Raw genomic sequence first — 18,631 nt, 5'->3', positions numbered from 1 at the left:
CCGTCGGAGCCGACCGCCGGGGCGGTCACCACCGGTCAGGGCAGTTGGCCCGGCCGGTCGACGATCGCGACCCGGAGCCGCGCGGTGGCCGCGTGCAGCGACTCCTTGCCGCCGCGCACCACGGACCCCCGTTGCCCCAGGTAGACGTGGGTGTCCCGGTCGAAGATGAAATCGTGGTTACCGCCGATAACCCCGGGCATCCGGATCGCCACCCCGTGCCGGCCCGCGGCGTCCACCACGTCGCCCGAGATGACGACCGCTCCGGGCTGCCGCGCCAGCAGTTCGAAGAGCGCCGCCAGCGCTCGGGGCGGCGCGTAGCCGTCGAGTACCGACCGCGCCGTCGTGTACGCCATGCTCTCGCTGCCGTACACAGCCTCCTCGTCGGCCGCCTCCGGCAGGTGCAGGTCGACCGGGTGTTCCCGCAGGTACCGGAGCAGCTCGTCGGGGTCGGTCGGCAGATCGCCGTGGTACGCGGGCGACGGAAGCTCGTCGAGCTCCTTGGTGGGATCCGCGGGATCACCCGGGCGCAACACCTTCAATTCGCCCCACCCGTTCGGCTCGTTCTCCGGCCGGTACCGGGCCTGCACGTGCGCGAGTCCCCCGGCCGACTCCCAACGCTGCACCCGATTGGTGCGATACGGGCCACTGTCCGGCAGGTCCCGGATCGTCGCCAGCTCCTCGATGAAGACGTACTGCTCGGGGCGGGCGGTGAGTTCGGGCTGTTGCCGGGCGGCATCGGCGGCCAGCCGGAAGATCTCCGCCGCGCTGGCCGTGGGCGGCGGCCGGTCACCCACCCCCGACGTCTGGACCGCCAGCCCCCCGACGGTCAGTACGACCACCAGCCCGAACACGCCCGCGAGGCGCCAACCGCGTAGGAACCGCGTGCGGTGTCCGACCGGACGAGCCGCCGGAACCGTCTCGCCCCGCCGGACGACGTGCGCCTTCAGGTCGGTGAGGAGCTGCTCCTCGAAACCGTGCGGCGACTCTTCTCTCCTGGTCATCTGGTCATCTCCGTTCATGCGAGCGTGGTGGCCGGACGGGCGAGCACGGCCCGGACGAGGCGACGGGCCCGATGCAGCCGCACCCGGGCGGCGACCGGGGACAATCCGAGCGCGGCCGCAGCCTCCGCCACGGTGAGACCGTCCACGGCGACGAGTTCGACCAACGCCCGGGTCTCCTCGGGCAGCTCGCTCAACGCCCGGTGGGTACGGCGGGCCGCCGACTCGGCGTCGATCCGCTCCTCGATGCGGGCCAGGTCGTCGGCGTCGAGGTCCCGCCGTCCGGCGATCCGACCGGCCACCCGCAGCCGCCGGGCCGCCCGACGCCGCTCGTCGGCGACGACGTTGCGGGCCACCCCGAAGAGCCAGCCGACCTCGCTGCCCCGGTCCGGCCGGTAACCGGCCGCCGACTCGATCACCGCCAGGAAGACGTCGGCGGTCAGGTCGGCGGCGAGGTGCGGATCGTCGACCCGCCGCGCCACGAACCGCCCCACCGCCGTCACGTGCCGCCGGTAGAAGGCCTCGAAGGCCACTGGATCGACGCCGATGCGGGAGATGTCGCCCTCCGCTGGGTCCGGATCAGGCACGGGCCGTCCTCTCTGATAGCCGTTACACCTCTTCTTCGTTCGGCCGAGCCCGGCTGTTACCGGATCCGGTTCCGGCTCGGCCCGCTCCGGTTCAACTCCGCACACCCGGGTAGCAGTTCGGGGAGGTCTCCCGGAGGGAAGCGGACATGAAGGCACTGACCTGGCACGGTAAACGGGACGTACGGGCGGCGGAGGCGTACGAGATGTTCCAGCCCGAGCGGGACGGCGGCGTGAAGGTCGTCCCCGAGCCGTGAACCGGGTGGTGGTGGCCGTCGGGTCCAGCAGCGGGATCGGCCGGCTGGTCGCCCGGGAGTTCGCCCGGCGCGGCGACCGCCTGGTGCTCGCCGCCCGCACCGCGCAGGCCCTCGAAGAGGTACGCGCGAAGTGCGCGGCCGAGGGCGCGGAGGTGCTCGTCGTGCCGACGGACATCACCGTGCCCGGGGCGCTGGAGGCGCTCGCCGCCGCCGCTCTCGACCGGTTCGGCCGCATCGACGTCTGGGCGCACACCGCGGCGGTCACCGCGTACGGGCGCTTCGACCAGCTGCCCGGGCGGATCTTCGACCAGGTGGTTCGGACCGACCTGCTGGCCGCCGCGGAGGCGGCCCGGGTGGCGCTGCGCCACTTCCGCTCCACCGGCAAGGGCACCCTCGTGCTCACCGGATCGGTGCTCGGGCACATCACGGCGCCCTACATGAGCAGTTACGTGGCCGCGAAGTGGGGGCTGACCGGGCTGGTCCGCGCGCTCCAGCAGGAGCTGCGCGACGCACCGGAGATCCACATCTGCCTGGTCAGCCCCGGCAGTGTGGACACCCGCATCTACCAGCGGGCGGCGAACCACCTCGGCCTGGTCGGCCGGCCACCCCCGCCGATCGCCACCCCGGAGCGCGTCGCCCGGGCGGTGGTGGAGTGTGCCGAACGGCCGCGCCGGGAGGTGTCGATCGGCCGGCTCAACCCGCTGATGCGGGTCGGCTTCACCTGCCTGCCCGGCCTGTACGACGTACTCGTCGGACCGCTCATGCGGCGGCTCGGGCTGACCGACGAGCCGGTGGCCCCCAACGACGGGGTGGTCTTCGCACCCGATCCGAGCAGCGCGACGGTACGCGGCGACTGGCTGCCGGACCTCGGTCACCTCGTCCGCACCGCCGCCGCGCTGCCCGCAGCCGTGGGCGCCCGGCTCCTGAGACGGGCACGGTGAGCAGCCGGCGGGATCACGTTCGTCGATCGATTCGCCTAGTGTGGTGGGCCGGAGATCATTCGGGTGCGCCACGACGGGAGAGACGATTGACTATCAGGGTTGACCGCAGGACGGCGCTGGGGCTCGGCACGATGGCCACCGCCGGCACCGTGCTCGGCACGGCCGCCCCGGCCGCCGCCGCGAGCGGCGGGACCGGGTCGGAGCTCGACGCCGAGGCCGCCACCACGCCGGAGCGGGTCGCCGCCCGGATCGCGCAGGCGTACGAGCGGGAGACGACGCGGGCCGGCGGGAACTGGCAGTCCTACGTCAGCGTGACGGATTCCGGCGGCGCCCCGGTGGTGGCCGTGGCGGACGACCCCGACCAGCGACTCGAGGCGTACAGCGTCAACAAGATCGCGGTGGCCACCGCCGTGCTCGACAAGGTCGACCGCGGCCTGCTCACCCTCGACCAGCGGCTGGAGGTGACCGCCGCGATCGTGGTGCCGGGCGGTGACGGCATCTTCAGCCTCGACAACGCCTACCCCAGCTCGGTCACGCTCGGGCATGCCCTCGCGGCCCTGCTGACCGTCTCCGACGACACCGCGGTCCGACTCAGCGGCCTGGTCTGCCCCGCCGCCGAGCTGAACGACATCCTGGTCGCCAAGGGCTTCCCGAACACCCAGGTCGAGCCGGTGGCCAACCCGAACCGCTTCTTCCTCGGCACCAGCACCCCGCGGGAGACCCACGAGCTGCTGCGCGCACTGGTGGCCGGCACGGTGCTCTCGCCGTCGTCCACGGAATTCCTGCTCGGCCTGCTGCGCTCCCCCATCGCGTTCACCGACGGCATCCGGCGCACCATGTCGTCGCAGGAGCGGGCCCGGGTCGCCACCAAGGCGGGCTGGTTCGGCACGGCACGCCACGAGGCGGGCATCATCTTCGACTCGGCCGGCGCCGCGGTCCTGACCTACGCGCTCTTCGCCGACGGCCAGGCCGGCGCCGACGACTTCGGCGCCACCCACCCCGCCGTGCAGGCCCGCGCCCGACTCGGCCGGTTCATGATGAACGCCACCGCGCGGCTCACCGGCAGCGGCCGACCGCACCAACCCGGCCCCCGGCTGCCGAGCAACGGCGGCTGAACACCCCGACGACACGCCGCGCTCCCCGAGATCGGGGAGCGCGGCGGCGTTCGGTGGCTGTTTCCGGTGAGCAGCGCCGGGCGGGGTAGTTACCGTGTAATGCGGGAGAGCCGGAGGGGACGGGCATGCGCGACGCGGCGGAACGACGGGAACTGGAACGCTCGTCCGGGCGGCGGCTGGGTGGGATGGCCGGCCTGGCGGCGCTGACCGGGCTCGCCTGGGCCGCCCGCGACGTGCCGTTGGCGCTGGGCGGCCGGCTCACCGGCCCCCGGGCCGAACGGGCGGCGCGGTCACCGCAGTTCCGCGACGGCACCTTCCACAACCCACCGGACGCCCGCTCGGCGACGGCCGAGCCGGGGCGCAACCTGCTCTGGGAGCTCTTCTTCGGCAAGCAGAAGCGCCGGCCGAGCGCGCCCGTGCCGCTGCTGCGTCCGCCCGCCGCGCCCACGGACGCCGAGCCCGGCCGGGAACTCAACGTGATCTGGTACGGCCACGCCTCGGCACTGGTCGAGATCGAGGGCCGGCGGGTGCTGCTCGACCCGGTCTGGAGCGAACGCTGCTCGCCGTCGGCGGTGGTCGGCCCCCGCCGGCTGCACGAGCCCCCCGTCCGGCTCGACGAACTGCCCGCCCTGGACGCGATCCTGATCTCCCACGACCACTACGACCACCTCGACCTGCCCACCGTGCGCGCGCTGCTGGCCCGCCAGGACGCGCCGTTCGTGGTACCGCTCGGGGTCGGCGCGCACCTCGACCGCTGGGGGGTGCCGGCCGAGCGGATCATCGAGTTGGACTGGTCGGAGAGCCACCGGGTGGGCGACCTGACGCTCACCGCCACCGCCGCTCAGCACTTCTCCGGCCGAGGGCTGCGCCGGGACGGGACGCTCTGGAGCTCCTGGGTGATCGCGGGCGAGCAGCGCCGGGTCTTCTACACCGGCGACTCCGGCTACTTCGCCGGCTACGCCGCCATCGGCGCCGAGCACGGCCCCTTCGACGTGACGCTGATGCAGATCGGCGCGTACGACCGGGCCTGGCCGAGCATCCACATGTACCCGGAGGAGGCGGTCGCCGCCCACCTCGACCTGCGTGGCGGCCTCTTCATCCCGGTGCACTGGGCGACCTTCAACCTCGCCCTGCACGACTGGGCCGAGCCGGTGGACCGGCTCTGGGCGGAGGCCAAGGCCCGGGACGTCCGGCTGGCGGTGCCCCGCCCAGGTGAGCGGGTGCTGGTGGACGACCCGCCACCTGTCGACGGCTGGTGGCAGGCGGTGGCCTAGAGCACGAACGCGTCGGTCCAGAGCGCCCCGGAGCGACCGGAGAGCACGTCCAGCATCGCCACCGCCTGACCGTCGGTCAGTTGTGCGACGAAGTCGATGATCGCTCGGCCCCGGGCCCGGCCGATCCGATCCGGGGTCCGCGGGTGCAGCTCCGCCTCGGCCAGCTCCACGAGATCGTGCAGCCGCCGCGGCAGGCGGGACTCCTCCTCCGGGTCGAGCAGCCACTCCCACAGCGCCTCCACCAGGGTGCCCAGCAGCCGGGCCTGCCCGCGCTGGTGCAGCGCCAGGTCGGGGCGGGCCAGCACGAACCGGTGGTGCACGAACTTGAGCACCTGCACCTCGTGCCACTGCGCCGGGGCGAGCAGCACGTGACCGGAGCGAACCGCCGGGCTCCCGGTCACGGTGACCGCCTCGACGAACCGGGTGGACCACCGGGCGGAGAAGCGGGCCACGTACTGCTCGGCCTCGATCGAGCCGTCGAAGGGCAGCGCGAGCAGCCCGTCCACCAGCTCCTCCCGGACATGCTCGACCGCCGCCGCGAAGGCGTCGTCGTCGGCCACCCAGGCGTCCTTGCGGTGCAGTTGCCGGCGGAGCCGCTCGATCGCCGCGCCGGGTCGGCGGGCCGCCGTGGCCAGTGCCGCGTCGGTGATCGCCCGGAAGTGCCCGGCCTCCCGCTGCCAGGCCATCAGCTCGGCGGAGACCGCGCCCTGCTGGAGCACGCCGACCCGGTAGAAGTCCTCGACGTCGTGGATGGCGTACGCGATGTCGTCGGCGGTGTCCATCACGGACGCCTCGACGGTCTGCTGCCAGTCCGGAATCCGGCCCGCGAAGGGCTCCCGGGCCTGCCGAAGGTCGTCGATCTCGGTCCGGTACGCGCCGAACTTCGCCGACCCGCTCTCCGCGTCGCCCGGCGGTGGGGTCGCCCCGCGCGGCGGCGGGTGCATCAGCCGTGGGTGCGGGTCCGGGTGGTCGAGCCGGGTCCACGGATACTTCAGCATGGCGGCCCGCACCGCCGCGGTGAGGTCGAGGCCGGTGGTGGCCGCGCCGCGGATCTCGGTGCTGGTGACGATCCGGTACGACTGCGCGTTGCCCTCGAAACCGTCGGTGAGCCCGAGCCGCTCCCGGGCCAGCCGGTCCAGGACCCGCTCCCCGAGGTGCCCGAAGGGCGGGTGGCCCAGGTCGTGGGCGAGCGCGGCCGCCTCCACCACGTCCGGGTCGCAGCCGCCCAGCCGGTCCAGCAGCTCACGCCGGCCCGCCTCGGCGGTGAGCCGTTCGGCGATCGCCCGAGCCACCTGGGCGACCTTCAAGCTGTGCGTGAGCCGGTTGTGCACCAGCAGACCGGAGCCGACCGGACTGATCACCTGGGTGACCCCGCCGAGGCGGGCGAAGAACGGCGAGGCCACGATCCGGTCGCGGTCGGCCCGGAACGGGCTGGCCGCGAGGTCGCCGAGGGCGCGGGCGCTGCCCCCGAAGAGCCGCCGCGCCCGGGCGTCCGCAGGTGGTTCCATGATCGCCACGCTAGCGCGGCAGAATGCTGGGCGGAAACCACACCCGAAGGCGGATCGACATCGTGACCCTCACTGTTCATCAGCGGATCGCCGAGGAGCTCGGCGTGGCCGAGCGGCAGGTACGGGCGGCCGTGGAGCTGCTCGACGGCGGCGCCACCGTTCCGTTCATCGCCCGCTACCGGAAAGAGGCCACCGGCCTGCTCGACGACACCCAGCTGCGCACGCTCGAGGAGCGGCTGCGGTACCTGCGCGAACTGGACGAGCGCCGGGCGGCGGTGCTGGAGTCGATCCGCGGCCAGGGCAAACTGGACGAGGCGCTGGAAGCGCAGATCATGGCGGCCGACTCGAAGTCCCGCCTGGAGGACATCTACCTACCGTACAAGCCGAAGCGGCGCACCCGCGCGCAGATCGCCCGCGAGGCCGGCCTGGAGCCGCTCGCCGAGGCGCTGCTCACCGACCCGACGCAGGACCCCGGGGCCGCGGCGGCCGGCTATGTCGACGCGGAGAAGGGCGTCGCCGACGCCGCCGCCGCGCTGGACGGCGCGCGGGCCATCCTCATCGAGCGGTTCGCCGAGGACGCCGACCTGATCGGCACGCTGCGCGAGCAGATGTGGTCGCGGGGCCGACTCGTGTCCCGGGTACGCGACGGACAGGAGTCGGCCGGGGCGAAGTTCGCCGACTACTTCGACTTCGCCGAGGGGTACCCGACGCTCCCGTCGCACCGGATCCTCGCGATGTTCCGCGGCGAGAAGGAGGGCGCGCTCGACCTGACGATGGAGCCGGAGGAGGTCGGCGAGGCCGACGCCGTGCCGACCGGCCCCAGCCGGTACGAGGCGGCGATCGCCGGCCGGTTCGGCGTGAGCGACCAGGGCCGGCCGGCCGACAGGTGGCTCACCGACACGGTCCGCTGGGCCTGGCGTACCCGGATCCTCATCCACCTCGGGGCGGACCTGCGGACGCGGCTGTGGCAGGCCGCCGAGGAGGAGGCCGTACGGGTCTTCGCCACCAACCTGCGTGACCTGCTGCTCGCCGCCCCCGCCGGCGCCCGTCCGACGATGGGCCTCGACCCGGGTCTGCGTACCGGGGTGAAGGTCGCCGTGGTCGACGCCACCGGCAAGGTGGTCGCCACCGACACGATCTACCCGCACGAGCCGCGCCGGCAGTGGGACGCCTCCATCGAGACCCTCGCCCGGCTGGCCGGGGCACACGGGGTGGAACTGGTGGCGATCGGCAACGGCACCGCCTCACGGGAGACCGACAAGCTGGCCGGTGATCTGATCAAGCGGTTCCCGCAGCTCAAGCTCACCAAGGTGATGGTCTCCGAGGCTGGCGCGTCGGTGTACTCCGCGTCCGCGTACGCGGCCCAGGAGCTGCCCGGAATGGACGTCTCGCTGCGCGGCGCGGTCTCGATCGCCCGGCGTCTCCAGGACCCGCTCGCCGAACTGGTGAAGATCGACCCACGCTCGATCGGGGTCGGCCAGTACCAGCACGACCTCTCCGAGGTGAAGCTCTCCCGGTCGCTGGACGCGGTGGTGGAGGACTGCGTGAACGGCGTCGGGGTGGACGTCAACACGGCGTCGGCGCCCCTGCTCACCCGCGTGTCGGGCATCGGCGCGGGGTTGGCCGAGAACATCGTGCTGCACCGGGACGCCAACGGCCCGTTCCGCACCCGAACCGACCTGAAGAAGGTGCCGCGGCTCGGCCCGAAGGCGTTCGAGCAGTGCGCGGGCTTCCTGCGGATCCCCGACGGGGACGACCCGCTGGACACCTCCAGCGTGCACCCGGAGGCGTACCCGGTGGTGCGCCGGATCCTGGCCAGCACGGGCCAGGACGTGCGGTCGCTGATCGGGAAGTCGACGATCCTGCGTGGGCTCACGGCCACGGACTTCGTCGACGACACGTTCGGCCTGCCGACCGTCACCGACATCCTCGCCGAGCTGGAGAAGCCGGGACGGGATCCCCGGCCCGAGTTCCGTACCGCCGCCTTCGCCGAGGGCGTGGAGAAGATCGGCGACCTGCAGCCCGGCATGATCCTCGAAGGTGTCGTCACCAACGTGGCCGCCTTCGGGGCCTTCGTCGACGTCGGCGTGCACCAGGACGGCCTCGTCCACGTGTCGGCGATGTCCCGCACGTTCGTGAAGGACCCGCGCGAGGTGGTCAAGTCCGGCGACGTGGTCAAGGTGAAGGTGCTCGACGTCGACGTACCGCGCAAGCGGATCTCGCTGACCCTGCGGCTCGACGACGAGCCCGGCGCCGGTGCGGGCCGGGGTGACGGCGGCGGTCGCGGCGGCCAGGGCGGCGCCCCCCGTGGCGGCGCCCCTCGCGGCGGTGCCCCTCGCGGCGGTGCCCCTCGCGGCGGCGGTCAGGGCGAGCGGGGCGGCGCACGCGGTGGCCAGGGTGACGCCCGCGGTGGCCAGGGTGACGCCCGCGGTGGCCAGGGCGAGCGGGGCGGCGCACGCGGTGGTCAGGGCGGCGCGCGCGGTGGCCAGGGCGAGCGGGGTGGTGCGCGGCAGGGTCGCGGCGCCCCGGCGCCGGCCAACAGCGAGATGGCGGAGGCGCTGCGCCGCGCCGGGCTGGCCTGAGCCGGGGACCGAGGCGGAGTCGGGCGGGCCCGGCGCGGACCCAGTCGGGCCCAGCGCGGACCCAGTCGGGCCCAGCGCGGACCCAGTCGGGCCCAGCGCGGAGTCAGTCGTGCCCGGCGCGGGGTCAGGCGGGCACAGCGCAGACCCAGCGTGGAGTTGAGCGGACCCAGGCGGCCGCCGGGCGCAGACTCACGCGGGCCGGGCGTCCGGTGGATGGGCGACCCGACCATCCACCGGGCGCCCGGCTGGGCTCGGCCGTCGAGGGGGGCTTGCACGACAGCGCCCCGCTCGGCGGCCGCGTCCCCGCGGCGCTTCCGCCGACCCGCGGAGGCGGCGGAAGGTTGTGCTTCGGGCGTCCTTTGGAACTGATGTCGTTCTCGCATCAGGCGATGACGCAGACGACTCAGCTCCATAGCGACCTGATACCTGATACCTGACACCGCCGTTGACCGACCAGCTCCGTCACCAGGCACCAGGCACCAGGCACCAGGCACCAGGCACCAGGCGATGCTGCACATTCCTGGCGGCTCCGCCCACGCCCGACGGGGCCGCACCGTCCTCGGCATCGCACGGCTCCGCACCGCACCGCGCCCACGCGGCGACACGGCACCGCACCGCACCGACCGTGGAGGGCCTGCGGGCACAGCCGCGCGGGCACCGCGCTGGCGGTGGGCCGGAGCGGGGACCTGCCGGGGGCGCCCGGGCGGCGGGTGGGCGTACCGTCGGGGCGTGAGCGGCGACGACGGCCTGGACTTTGCGCAGCGGCAACGGCGGGCGGCCCGGGTCCACGCGGAGGCCGACGCCCGGCGGCGCGCGGCTGAGCACGCGGAAGCCGCGGAGATCGTGGCCTGGTTCGTGACCGAGGCGGAGCGGCGGGGCCTGCGACCGACCCCGCTGACCGCCCGCTCCTACGCTGGCCGGGGCAGGTACCGGACACGGCTCACCGGCTGGTACGTGGACCGGGCGCGGACCCGGGCGGTCGACGTCGACGGGCGGTGGCACCTGCTGACCGTGCCGGGTGGGCTGCGAGCTCGGCTGCTCGGCGCCGAGCCCGAACCCGGCACGCCACCGCTGATCGTCGGCGAGGGCGGGCGCGACGGGGAGTCGATCCCGCTGCGGACCTTGCTCAGCCGGCGGTTGGACGCCGGGAACGACGAGCCAGGTTCCACCACCAGAGCTGCTGCACGGCGAGCGTGAGCAGCCCCGCCAACACGATCGCGCAGAGATTGATCACTAGCTGGAGCGCGGAGCCGGAGGCCTCGTCCCACACCCCATAGGCAGCGGCGACCGCGACGTTGGCGGCGGCCGGCACGGTCGTCACGGAGATCAGCAGCCCGACCAGGCTGCCCGACTTCTTCGAGGTGAGCGAGAGCATGCCGGCCACGCCGGCGAGCAGGCCCACCACCCAGGAGAGCGCGTCGGGTCGCCAGATGAAGTCGGTCAACGGGCGCTCCACCAGCAACATCTGCCGATCGACCAGGCCAGCGGCGGTCAGCGCCCAGGTGCTGACCGCCGTCGCCACCACGGCAGCGAGGAAACCCACCAGCAGGGCCAGCAGCGACCTGCCGATGGTGCCCGGCCGGCGGCGCAGCAGCCCGACGCAGAGCGCCGCGAGCGGGCCGAACTCCGGACCGACCACCATCGCGCCGACCACAAGGATCGGCTGATCAAGCAACACGCCGATCCCGGCGATCATGGTAGCCACGATGATCAGGACCAGGGAAGGTTCCCGAGAGCTCGGTCTGCTCACCGGTCTTCGCCGCGATCTCGTCCCAGACCACCGCGTCGGCGCCGCTACCGGGCGCCTTCTTCGCGGCCTGATCGGCAGCCGCCGAGATGCTCAGCTCGACGTCGTCGGCGGCGATCCCGCCGGTCGCCTCAACGCCGAGCAGTTACAGACCCTGAAGGACGTGGTCGGCGCTCTCCCGGACGACATCGCAGAGGATCAAGTCACCGGCGGGCTGACGGGCGGCGCCCGGTATCACCGCCAGATGGGTCACCCCCGGCTCGGCGGAGAGCAGATCGGCAACCGCGGCCGACTGGTCCGGCGCAGCGATCACTCTCAGATGCAGCACGTTCCCCCCCCTCGCCCGACCGGCCAGCCTGCTCCGCCCGTCCGGCCGTCCCTTCTCTGCCGCTCAGCCCGGTGATCCTACGAAGGCGCATCGGTGGCGGAGTTGGCCGTGTCCAGCTGAGCCGTTTCAAGGTTGATGGGGCGTAGCAGACTGACTGTCGCTATTCGACCCCACTGCGAAGTCTGAGCCTGATAGAACTGCTTAGACGCTTTGTCCCGAATTGTCCCTTGGAGGCCGAGCGGTGCCCGTACCCCAGACCGTTATCGCTCCGCCGCGCCCAGCTCGGAGCCGGCCCTACGATCGGGCCAAGCGACTGCTGGACGTGCTCGGCGCGGCGATCCTGCTCGTGCTCAGCGCGCCACTGATGGTGCTGGTGACGCTGCTGGTCGCCACCTCCCTCGGGCGGCCGGTGCTCTTCCGGCAGTGCCGCCCGGGCCGCGACGGCGCCCCCTTCGTGCTGGCGAAGTTCCGAACCATGCACCCGCCCGCCGCGAATCGTGGCCCGTTGGGCGACGGCGACCGGTTGACCCCACTTGGCCGCTGGCTGCGCGCGACCAGTCTGGACGAACTACCCACCCTCTGGAACGTGCTGCGCGGGGAGATGAGCCTCGTCGGCCCCCGGCCGCTGCTCCCCGAGTACCTGGAGCGCTACTCCGCCCGGCAGGCCCGCCGGCACGAGGTACGGCCGGGCGTCACCGGCCTCGCGCAGGTCCGCGGCCGCAACGGCCTGGACTGGGACGAGAAGCTCGACCTCGACGTGCGGTACGTGGACAGCCGCAGCCTCCGAGTCGACCTGTCGATCCTCACCGCGACCGTGCTCACCGTGCTCCGCCGGGACGGCATCAACGCCGCGGGGAGCGCGACCGCCCACGAGTTCCTCGGCGCGCACGGCCGGCCGACGCCGGCGCAGCGGGACCGGACAGCGGTATGACGAGCCAGACGGTCCACCTCTCACCGCCCGACGTCGGGCCGCTGGAGGAGTCGTACCTGATCGAGGCGCTGCGCTCGGGCTGGGTGGCACCCGCCGGCCCCGCCCTCCAGGCGTTCGAGGGCGAGGTCGCCGCGCGGGTCGGCACGGCCGGCGCGGTCGCCGTCAGCTCGGGCACGGCCGCCCTGCACCTGGCCCTGCTCGGAGTCGGCGTCGGCCCCGGCGACGTGGTCGTCGTACCCACGCTGACCTTCATCGCCACCGCCAACGCGGTGCGGTACATCGGCGCGCGTCCGGTCTTCGTGGACTGCGACGCGCAGACCGGCAACGTGGACGTGGGACTCGTCGCCGACCTGCTGCGCCAGCTGCGCTCGCGGGGCGAGCGCGTGGGCGCGGTGATCCCGGTGGACATGTTCGGCAGCTGCGCCGACTACGCGGGGTTGGAGCCGCTCTGCGCGGAGGCCGGCGTGCCGCTGGTCGAGGACGCCGCCGAGGCGCTCGGCGCGAGCTACCGGGGCAGGTCGGCCGGCTCCTTCGGGCAGGTCGGTGCGATCTCCTTCAACGGCAACAAGATCATGACCACCTCCGGCGGCGGGATGCTGGTCTCCGACGACGCCGCCCTGCTCGCCCGGGCCCGGCACCTCTCGACCCAGGCCCGGGAGCCCACGCCGTACTACGAGCACCGGGAACTCGGCTACAACTACCGGCTGAGCAACCTGCTCGCCGCGCTCGGCCGCGCCCAACTGGTCCGCCTGGACGGGATGATCGGCCGACGGCGGCAGCTGCGCGACCGGTACGCCAAGCTCTTCGCTCCGCTGCCGGGCGTACGGCTACTCGGCACCGAGGACTCCGACTCGAACTGCTGGCTCACCGTCATCACTGTCGACCCGGAGCGCTCCGGCTGGCGGGCCGCCGACCTGGCCGCCCACCTGGCCCGCCACGACATCGAGACCCGGCCGGTGTGGAAGCCGATGCACCTGCAACCGGTCCACGTCGGCGCGGAGAGCCTGCTGAGCGGCGCGGCGGAGCAACTCTTCGCGCACGGGCTCACCCTGCCCAGCGGCAGTGCCCTGAGCGAGCCGCAGGTCGCCCGGGTGTTCGCCGCGATCGACGAGTTCCTCGCCATGAGCGCGGGAGGGCCGGCGGCGTGACGCTCGACCTGGTGGTGGTGGGTTGCGGTGGGCACGGTCGCGAGGTGGTCACCATCGTCCGGGCCGTCAACGAGGCCGCCGAGCGGCCACTTTGGCGGCTACTCGGCGTCGTCGACGACCAGCCCAGCGAGGTGAACCTGAAGCGGCTGCAGCGGCTCGACGTGCCGTACCTCGGCGGGATCGACCGGCTGCGGGACGCGCCGGGCGAGCTGCACCACGTGATCGGCATCGGCGACCCGCAGGTCCGGCGCACGGTCGGCAGGCGGATCGACGGCTACGGCACGCCCGCCGCGAGCCTCGTGCATCCGGACGCGACGATCGGCGCGGACGCGCGATGCGGGCCCGGTCTCCTGGCCTTCCCGGGGGCGCGGGTCACCACGAACGTCACCGTCGGCCGGCACGTCCACCTCAACCAGAACGCCACGGTGGGCCACGACTGCACCTTCGCCGACTACGTCTCGGTGAACCCGCTCGCCGCCGTCTCCGGTGAATGCCACCTGGCGGAGGGCGTACTGGTCGGCACCACGGCCGCGGTGCTCCAGGGGTTGCGTATCGGCCGGGACAGCACCGTCGGGGCCGGCGCCTGCGTGGTGCGGGACGTGCCCGACCGGGCGGTGGTCAAGGGCGTACCGGCCCGCTGACCGACGGCCGGATCGGCTCGACGATCAGTCCGGCGAAGATGAAAACGCCCAAACCGGTACGGATGGTATGCAACAAGGACAAGGGTAGGGATTCCTTCTGCCGTGCGGTGGGAGCGGTCGGAAGACGAACAGGAGCCATTACATGCCGCAGGACACAGCGAGCATCGAACGCACGGACCAGCGGACCCGCCGGAGCATGGCTCGGCGTCGCACCGCGGGGTTCCTCGCCACCGACACCACGGCGTGGGTGGGCGGCTTCATCACGGCCGTCTGGACCCGGTACGAGTTCCAACTCCCCCCGTCGCAGCTCAGCCGGGCCGCGATCATCGGGGTGGGCGCCGCCGTCATGTACGTGGCGGTGGCGGCGCTGCGTCGCCTCTACAGCGGACGGCACCCTCTCGGCAGCCTTCAGGAGGTACAGGGCGTCGCGGGCACCACCATCACGACCGCCGGGATCGTGCTGCTCGGCCTCCTCCCCTCCGCCGACCGGCCGGTGCCGGCGAGCACGCCGCTGGTGGGTGGCGCGTTGGCCCTGCTCTTCATGCTCGGCGCGCGCTTCGCGTACCGCCACCGGCGTGACCTGGCCATGCGGCCGGACGTCCGGTCGTCGACGCCGGTGCTGCTGTTCGGCATGGGCGATGCCGGGCAGGGTCTGCTCCGCGCGATGCTCAGCGATCCGCGCGGCCGGTACCTGCCGGTCGGCGCGCTCGACGACGACCCGGACAAGCGCGACCTGCGCGTCGGCGGGGTGCGCGTGCTCGGCGGGCGACAGGACGTCGCGGCGGCGGTCCGGCGTACCGGCGCGAACTCCGTCATCTTCTCGGTGGCCAACGCCGATGCCGCGCTGATCCGCGAGATCCGCGAGGCGACCCTCCCGACCGGGGCCGCGTTCAAGGTGCTGCCCCCGGTACGGGACCTGGTCGACCACCGGATCACCGTCACCGACGTACGTGACGTGCAGATCAGCGACCTGCTCGGCCGCCGGCAGGTGGTCGGCGACCTCTCCCTGAGCACGAACGGCCTGACCGGTCGGCGGATCCTGGTCACCGGCGCGGGCGGGTCGATCGGCTCCGAACTCTGCCGCCAGGTGATGAAGGCCGACCCGGGCGAGCTGATGATGCTGGACCGGGACGAGTCCGCCCTGCACGGCCTGCAGATGTCGCTCTCCGGCAAGGCCATGCTGGACGGGCCGGAGCTGATCCTCGCCGACCTTCGCGACGACGAGCGCATCCGCCGGATCATCCGGGAACGCCGGCCCGAGATCATCTTCCACGCGGCGGCGCTCAAGCACCTCACGCTCCTCCAGCGCCACCCCGGTGAGGCGGTCATGACGAACGTCTGGGGCACCCTGTCGGTGCTGGACGCCTGTCAGGACGTGGCGAAGTTCGTGAACATCTCCACGGACAAGGCGGCCGACCCGATCAGCGTGCTCGGCTACTCGAAGCGGATCACCGAGCGGTTGACCGCGCACGCCGCCTCCCGGTTCCCGGGAACCTTCCTCAGCGTCCGGTTCGGCAACGTGCTGAGCAGCCGAGGCTCCGTGGTGACCGCCTTCCAGCGGCAGATCGAGGCCGGGAAGCCGCTGACCGTCACCCACGCGGAGGTGACCCGCTACCTGATGACCGTGCAGGAGGCCGTGCACCTGGTGCTACAGGCCGCCGAGATCGGGCGTGACGGCGAGGCCCTGGTGCTGGACATGGGTGAGCCGGTCCGGATCGCCGATCTGGCCCGCCAGATGGCCGAGCAGGCGGCCAGCGCCGTGCCGATCGTCTACACCGGGCTGCGCCCCGGTGAGAAGCTGCACGAGGACCTCTTCGGCACCGGTGAGGTCGACACCCGGCCGTTCCACCCCCTGGTGTCGCACGTCGCCGTGCCCGCCCTGGACCCGATGGAGGTCAGCGGGCTCGACCCGTACGCCGAGCCGGCGAAGGTGATCGAGCAGCTCACGCTCCTCTCCGCCCAGCCGGTCGGGCCGATCGTGGACAACCCGGTCGACGTACGGCTGTCGTCGCGCTGAGAGCCGGTCCCGCCGCCTCCCGGGCGACCGTCGACACGCCGGCCCGGTGCGGCGCTTCGGCGAGCGTGGCGTTTGAATCGAAACTCTAAAATGCGGCGGTGGGATCAGTCGCATTTCACCTGGACGGTCTGACCAAGGACTTCTCCGGCCGGCTCGCCGCAGACGCCGTGACGTTGCGGGTGCCGGCCGGCTCCCTCACCGGGCTCGTCGGGCCCAACGGCGCCGGCAAGACCACGTCGCTGGCGATGGCGGTGGGGCTGCTGCGCCCCGATTTCGGCACCGCGTACGTGCACGGCGTCGACGTCTGGGCCGAACCGGTACGCGCCAAGGCGATGCTTGGCGTGCTGCCGGACGGTCTCGCCCTGCCCGAGCGGCTGACCGGCGGCGAGTTGCTGCACTACTGGGGTCTGCTCCGCGGGATGCCGCCGGCCGCCGTCCGGGACCGGGCTCGTGAGCTGCTCAGCGTGCTGGAGCTGGACGAGGCCGAGGAGCGGGGCGTCCTGGTCGTCGAGTACTCCACCGGCATGCGCAAGAAGATCGGCCTGGCGACCGCGCTGCTGCACAACCCGAAGGCGCTGGTGCTCGACGAGCCGTTCGAGGCGGTCGACCCGGTCTCGGCCCGGGTGCTGCGGCGCATCCTGCGCCGCTTCGTCGCCGCCGGCGGGGCGGTGGTGATCTCCTCGCACGTGATGGGTCTGGTCGAGGAGCTCTGCGACCGAGTCGCGATCATCGCCGGGGGGCGGGTGCTGGTCGACGGCACCCTCGACGAGGTACGCGCCGGCGCGCGCCTCGAGGACGTCTTCGTCGAGCTGGTCGGCGAGCGCGCGGCGGCGGAGGGGGAGCTGGCGTGGTTGGGCAGCTGATCCGCCTGACCTTCACGATCCGCCGGCACAGCCCGAGCCTCCGGCGCACCTGGGGGATCGTCCTCGGGAGCGCCGCCGTCGCCGCGACCTGGGCGGCGCTGCTCCTCGCCAGGCCGGGCGCCCGCAGCGACGTACTGACCCTGGTGTTGATCGGCTGGTTCGTGGGCTGGCTGGTGGGGCCGGTGCTCGCCTCGGGGGCGGCCGTGCTGCGTCCCGAGTACTTCACCCTGCTGCCGTTGCCGCGGCGTCGGCTGGCGGTGGGCCTGTTCGCCTCCGCGTTCGTCGGGGTCGGCGGCGCGGTGACCGCACTCGCCACCCCCGCGCTGATCGGTCACGGGGTCCGTTCGGGCTCGGCGCTCGCCGCCCTGGTGGCCCTCCCCGGCGCGCTGCTCTTCCTGGTCCTCTGCGTGGCGGTCTCCCGCACGGTCTACGCCCTGCTCGGTGCGGCGATGCGCACGCACGTCGGGGTGGAGATCGCGGCCGTGCAGTACGGCCTGCTCATCGCCACCCTGATGGTCGGCTGGCTGATCGTCTCACCGGTCCTCAACGCGGTCCCGCGCCTGCTCGACGAGGGTCTGCCCGGCACGGCGATGAGCACCGTGCTCTCCTGGACCCCGGCCGGCTGGCCGGTACGCGCGGTCGAGGCGGCGGGCGCCGGTGACCTCGCCGGCGCGGCGGCCTGGCTCGGGTTGCTCGCCGGCGCCACCGCACTCGCGGTCGGCGCGGCGGTGGCGCTGCTCACCCCCTACGTGGGCAACCGCACGAGGCGGCGACGCCGGGCCCCGCTCGGCACACGGGTGCTCGCCCGGCCGGGGCTGCTACCGGGCAGCGAGCTCGGCGCCGTCGTCGGCAAGGAGCTGCGTTCCTGGTGGCGGGACCCGTGGCGGAGCCTGGAGATCCGCACGTCGATCTGGTTCGGGCTGTTCCTCGCGGGCTACGGCTTTATCGCCGGTGTCCCGCAGATCGCCGTCCTCGCCGGGGCCGGCGTCGCGCTGATGGTCGCGCTCAGCGGCGCCAACCTCTACGGCCAGGACGGTACGGCGCTGTGGCAGCTCGTCGTGGCACAGCATCCCCGGGCGATCCGGGCCGACGTGCGCGGACGCCAGCTCGGGCTGATCGCGTACTTCGGGCTGCCCGCGCTGCTGCTCTCCGGCGTCATGATCGTCCTGACCGGCGGTCACCACCTGACGCTGCCCGTCTTCGCCGGCCTGGTGGCGCTGATCGGCGCCGGCAGCGGGGTCGCGGTCCTGATGTCGGTGCTGGGGGTCACCCCCGGCGTCGACCCGCATCGCCGGGTCAACGCCACCGACGCCGGGGAGAACCCGTTCGTCATCCAGGTCGCCATGTGGTTGGCGGGCACGCTGGCGGCGCCCACCGTGGTCGCGGCCGTCTTCCTGGCGACCGAACCGGGGTGGCTGCCCGGCTGGTTCCCCGCCGCGACGGTGGCCATCGCCGTGCTGAACGCCGTCGTCGCGTTCTGGGGGCTCGGCGCGCTCGCCGTCCGCCAGCTCACCAACCGCCTGCCGGAGACCTTCGCCCGGCTCCGCTACCCGGGTCTGGCCCGGCCACGGACCGGTGCCGGCTGGCTCGACTGGTTCGCCGGTCAGGCCGAGACCGAGGCGGTGAAGGCCGCCGCGGCGAAGGCCAAGTCGGGCCGCTGAGTGTCCACCGGAGACTTCCGGGCAGTCGCCGTTCAG

General features: G+C 73.4%; 16 protein-coding genes. 12 read left to right on the top strand and 4 right to left on the bottom strand.

Features of this window, described 5'->3' with window-relative positions; all coding sequences use genetic code 11:
* Positions 1-35: 35 nt before the first annotated feature.
* Together D7147_RS23375 and D7147_RS23370 are read right to left on the bottom strand one after the other, a co-directional pair.
* Complete coding sequence (locus D7147_RS23375; RefSeq protein WP_120681216.1) at positions 36-1,001, bottom strand: CU044_5270 family protein; 966 nt, start codon at positions 999-1,001, stop codon at positions 36-38.
* A gap of 14 nt (positions 1,002-1,015) precedes the next feature.
* A complete protein-coding gene (locus D7147_RS23370) occupies positions 1,016-1,585 on the bottom strand; it encodes an RNA polymerase sigma factor (protein WP_120681214.1) in 570 nt (189 codons plus the stop codon).
* A gap of 250 nt (positions 1,586-1,835) precedes the next feature.
* Between D7147_RS23370 and D7147_RS23360 the strand changes: the two genes are divergently transcribed.
* From D7147_RS23360 to D7147_RS23350, 3 genes are all read left to right on the top strand, one after another.
* Entirely contained in the window at positions 1,836-2,780 is a 945-nt protein-coding gene (locus D7147_RS23360; RefSeq protein WP_120681210.1) for an SDR family NAD(P)-dependent oxidoreductase, read from the top strand.
* Between the two features lie 86 nt (positions 2,781-2,866).
* Complete coding sequence (locus tag D7147_RS23355; RefSeq protein ID WP_199716465.1) at positions 2,867-3,895, top strand: serine hydrolase; 1,029 nt, start codon at positions 2,867-2,869, stop codon at positions 3,893-3,895.
* A 125-nt stretch (positions 3,896-4,020) separates the two neighbouring features.
* A complete protein-coding gene (locus D7147_RS23350) occupies positions 4,021-5,169 on the top strand; it encodes an MBL fold metallo-hydrolase (protein WP_120681206.1) in 1,149 nt (382 codons plus the stop codon).
* On the opposite strand, the gene D7147_RS23345 is transcribed toward D7147_RS23350, so the two are convergent.
* Entirely contained in the window at positions 5,166-6,677 is a 1,512-nt protein-coding gene (locus D7147_RS23345) for a deoxyguanosinetriphosphate triphosphohydrolase family protein (protein WP_120681601.1), read from the bottom strand. The genes D7147_RS23350 and D7147_RS23345 overlap by 4 nt on opposite strands.
* A 62-nt stretch (positions 6,678-6,739) precedes the next feature.
* Here D7147_RS23345 and D7147_RS23340 point away from each other — a divergent pair, with 62 nt between their 5' ends.
* Both D7147_RS23340 and D7147_RS23335 read left to right on the top strand, forming a co-directional pair.
* The gene (locus D7147_RS23340) at positions 6,740-9,259 is read left to right on the top strand and encodes a Tex family protein (RefSeq protein ID WP_120681603.1); all 2,520 of its coding nucleotides are present in this window, start codon (positions 6,740-6,742) and stop codon (positions 9,257-9,259) included.
* 729 nt (positions 9,260-9,988) lie between these two features.
* Entirely contained in the window at positions 9,989-10,456 is a 468-nt protein-coding gene (locus D7147_RS23335) for a hypothetical protein (protein WP_120681204.1), read from the top strand.
* Here D7147_RS23335 and D7147_RS33195 read toward each other — a convergent pair.
* Positions 10,386-10,955 (bottom strand): DUF389 domain-containing protein, encoded by a 570-nt coding sequence (locus D7147_RS33195; RefSeq protein ID WP_233563359.1) that lies wholly within the window; start codon positions 10,953-10,955, stop codon positions 10,386-10,388. The genes D7147_RS23335 and D7147_RS33195 overlap by 71 nt on opposite strands.
* Positions 10,956-10,965: 10 nt before the next feature.
* Between D7147_RS33195 and D7147_RS33190 the strand changes: the two genes are divergently transcribed.
* The 7 genes from D7147_RS33190 to D7147_RS23300 all read left to right on the top strand — a co-directional run bounded on the left by D7147_RS33190 (position 10,966) and on the right by D7147_RS23300 (position 18,595).
* Positions 10,966-11,409 (top strand): hypothetical protein, encoded by a 444-nt coding sequence (locus D7147_RS33190; RefSeq protein WP_233563357.1) that lies wholly within the window; start codon positions 10,966-10,968, stop codon positions 11,407-11,409.
* Between the two features lie 166 nt (positions 11,410-11,575).
* Positions 11,576-12,265: a sugar transferase gene (locus tag D7147_RS23325; RefSeq protein WP_325050684.1), complete on the top strand. Its 690-nt coding sequence runs from the start codon at positions 11,576-11,578 to the stop codon at positions 12,263-12,265.
* Positions 12,262-13,413: a DegT/DnrJ/EryC1/StrS family aminotransferase gene (locus tag D7147_RS23320; protein WP_120681202.1), complete on the top strand. Its 1,152-nt coding sequence runs from the start codon at positions 12,262-12,264 to the stop codon at positions 13,411-13,413. Before D7147_RS23325 ends, D7147_RS23320 begins: the two co-directional genes overlap by 4 nt.
* The gene (locus tag D7147_RS23315; protein ID WP_120681200.1) at positions 13,410-14,054 is read left to right on the top strand and encodes an acetyltransferase; all 645 of its coding nucleotides are present in this window, start codon (positions 13,410-13,412) and stop codon (positions 14,052-14,054) included. The genes D7147_RS23320 and D7147_RS23315 overlap by 4 nt, the downstream gene beginning before the upstream one ends.
* Positions 14,055-14,196: 142 nt before the next feature.
* The gene (locus D7147_RS23310; RefSeq protein WP_120681198.1) at positions 14,197-16,071 is read left to right on the top strand and encodes a polysaccharide biosynthesis protein; all 1,875 of its coding nucleotides are present in this window, start codon (positions 14,197-14,199) and stop codon (positions 16,069-16,071) included.
* A 98-nt stretch (positions 16,072-16,169) separates the two neighbouring features.
* Entirely contained in the window at positions 16,170-16,934 is a 765-nt protein-coding gene (locus D7147_RS23305) for an ABC transporter ATP-binding protein (protein WP_120681196.1), read from the top strand.
* On the top strand, positions 16,919-18,595 hold the full coding sequence (locus D7147_RS23300; protein WP_120681194.1) for a hypothetical protein: 1,677 nt from the start codon (positions 16,919-16,921) through the stop codon (positions 18,593-18,595). Before D7147_RS23305 ends, D7147_RS23300 begins: the two co-directional genes overlap by 16 nt.
* Positions 18,596-18,631: the final 36 nt, after the last annotated feature.

It is taken from the genome of Micromonospora musae (assembly GCF_003626545.1).
GTDB lineage: Bacteria > Actinomycetota > Actinomycetes > Mycobacteriales > Micromonosporaceae > Micromonospora > Micromonospora musae.
The sequence above is the reverse complement of the archived record's forward strand: the minus strand, read 5'-3'. Positions and strand labels throughout refer to the sequence as shown.

What these genes read in the sequence shown, in the direction of transcription:
- D7147_RS23375 (WP_120681216.1), bottom strand. Translation starts at nt 1,001, where the DNA reads ATGACCAGGAGAGAAGAGTCGCCGCACGGTTTCGAGGAGCAGCTCCTC.
- D7147_RS23350 (WP_120681206.1), top strand. Translation starts at nt 4,021, where the DNA reads ATGCGCGACGCGGCGGAACGACGGGAACTGGAACGCTCGTCCGGGCGG.
- D7147_RS23345 (WP_120681601.1), bottom strand. Translation starts at nt 6,677, where the DNA reads ATGGAACCACCTGCGGACGCCCGGGCGCGGCGGCTCTTCGGGGGCAGC.
- D7147_RS33195 (WP_233563359.1), bottom strand. Translation starts at nt 10,955, where the DNA reads ATGATCGCCGGGATCGGCGTGTTGCTTGATCAGCCGATCCTTGTGGTC.
- D7147_RS33190 (WP_233563357.1), top strand. Translation starts at nt 10,966, where the DNA reads ATGATCAGGACCAGGGAAGGTTCCCGAGAGCTCGGTCTGCTCACCGGT.
- D7147_RS23320 (WP_120681202.1), top strand. Translation starts at nt 12,262, where the DNA reads ATGACGAGCCAGACGGTCCACCTCTCACCGCCCGACGTCGGGCCGCTG.
- D7147_RS23310 (WP_120681198.1), top strand. Translation starts at nt 14,197, where the DNA reads ATGCCGCAGGACACAGCGAGCATCGAACGCACGGACCAGCGGACCCGC.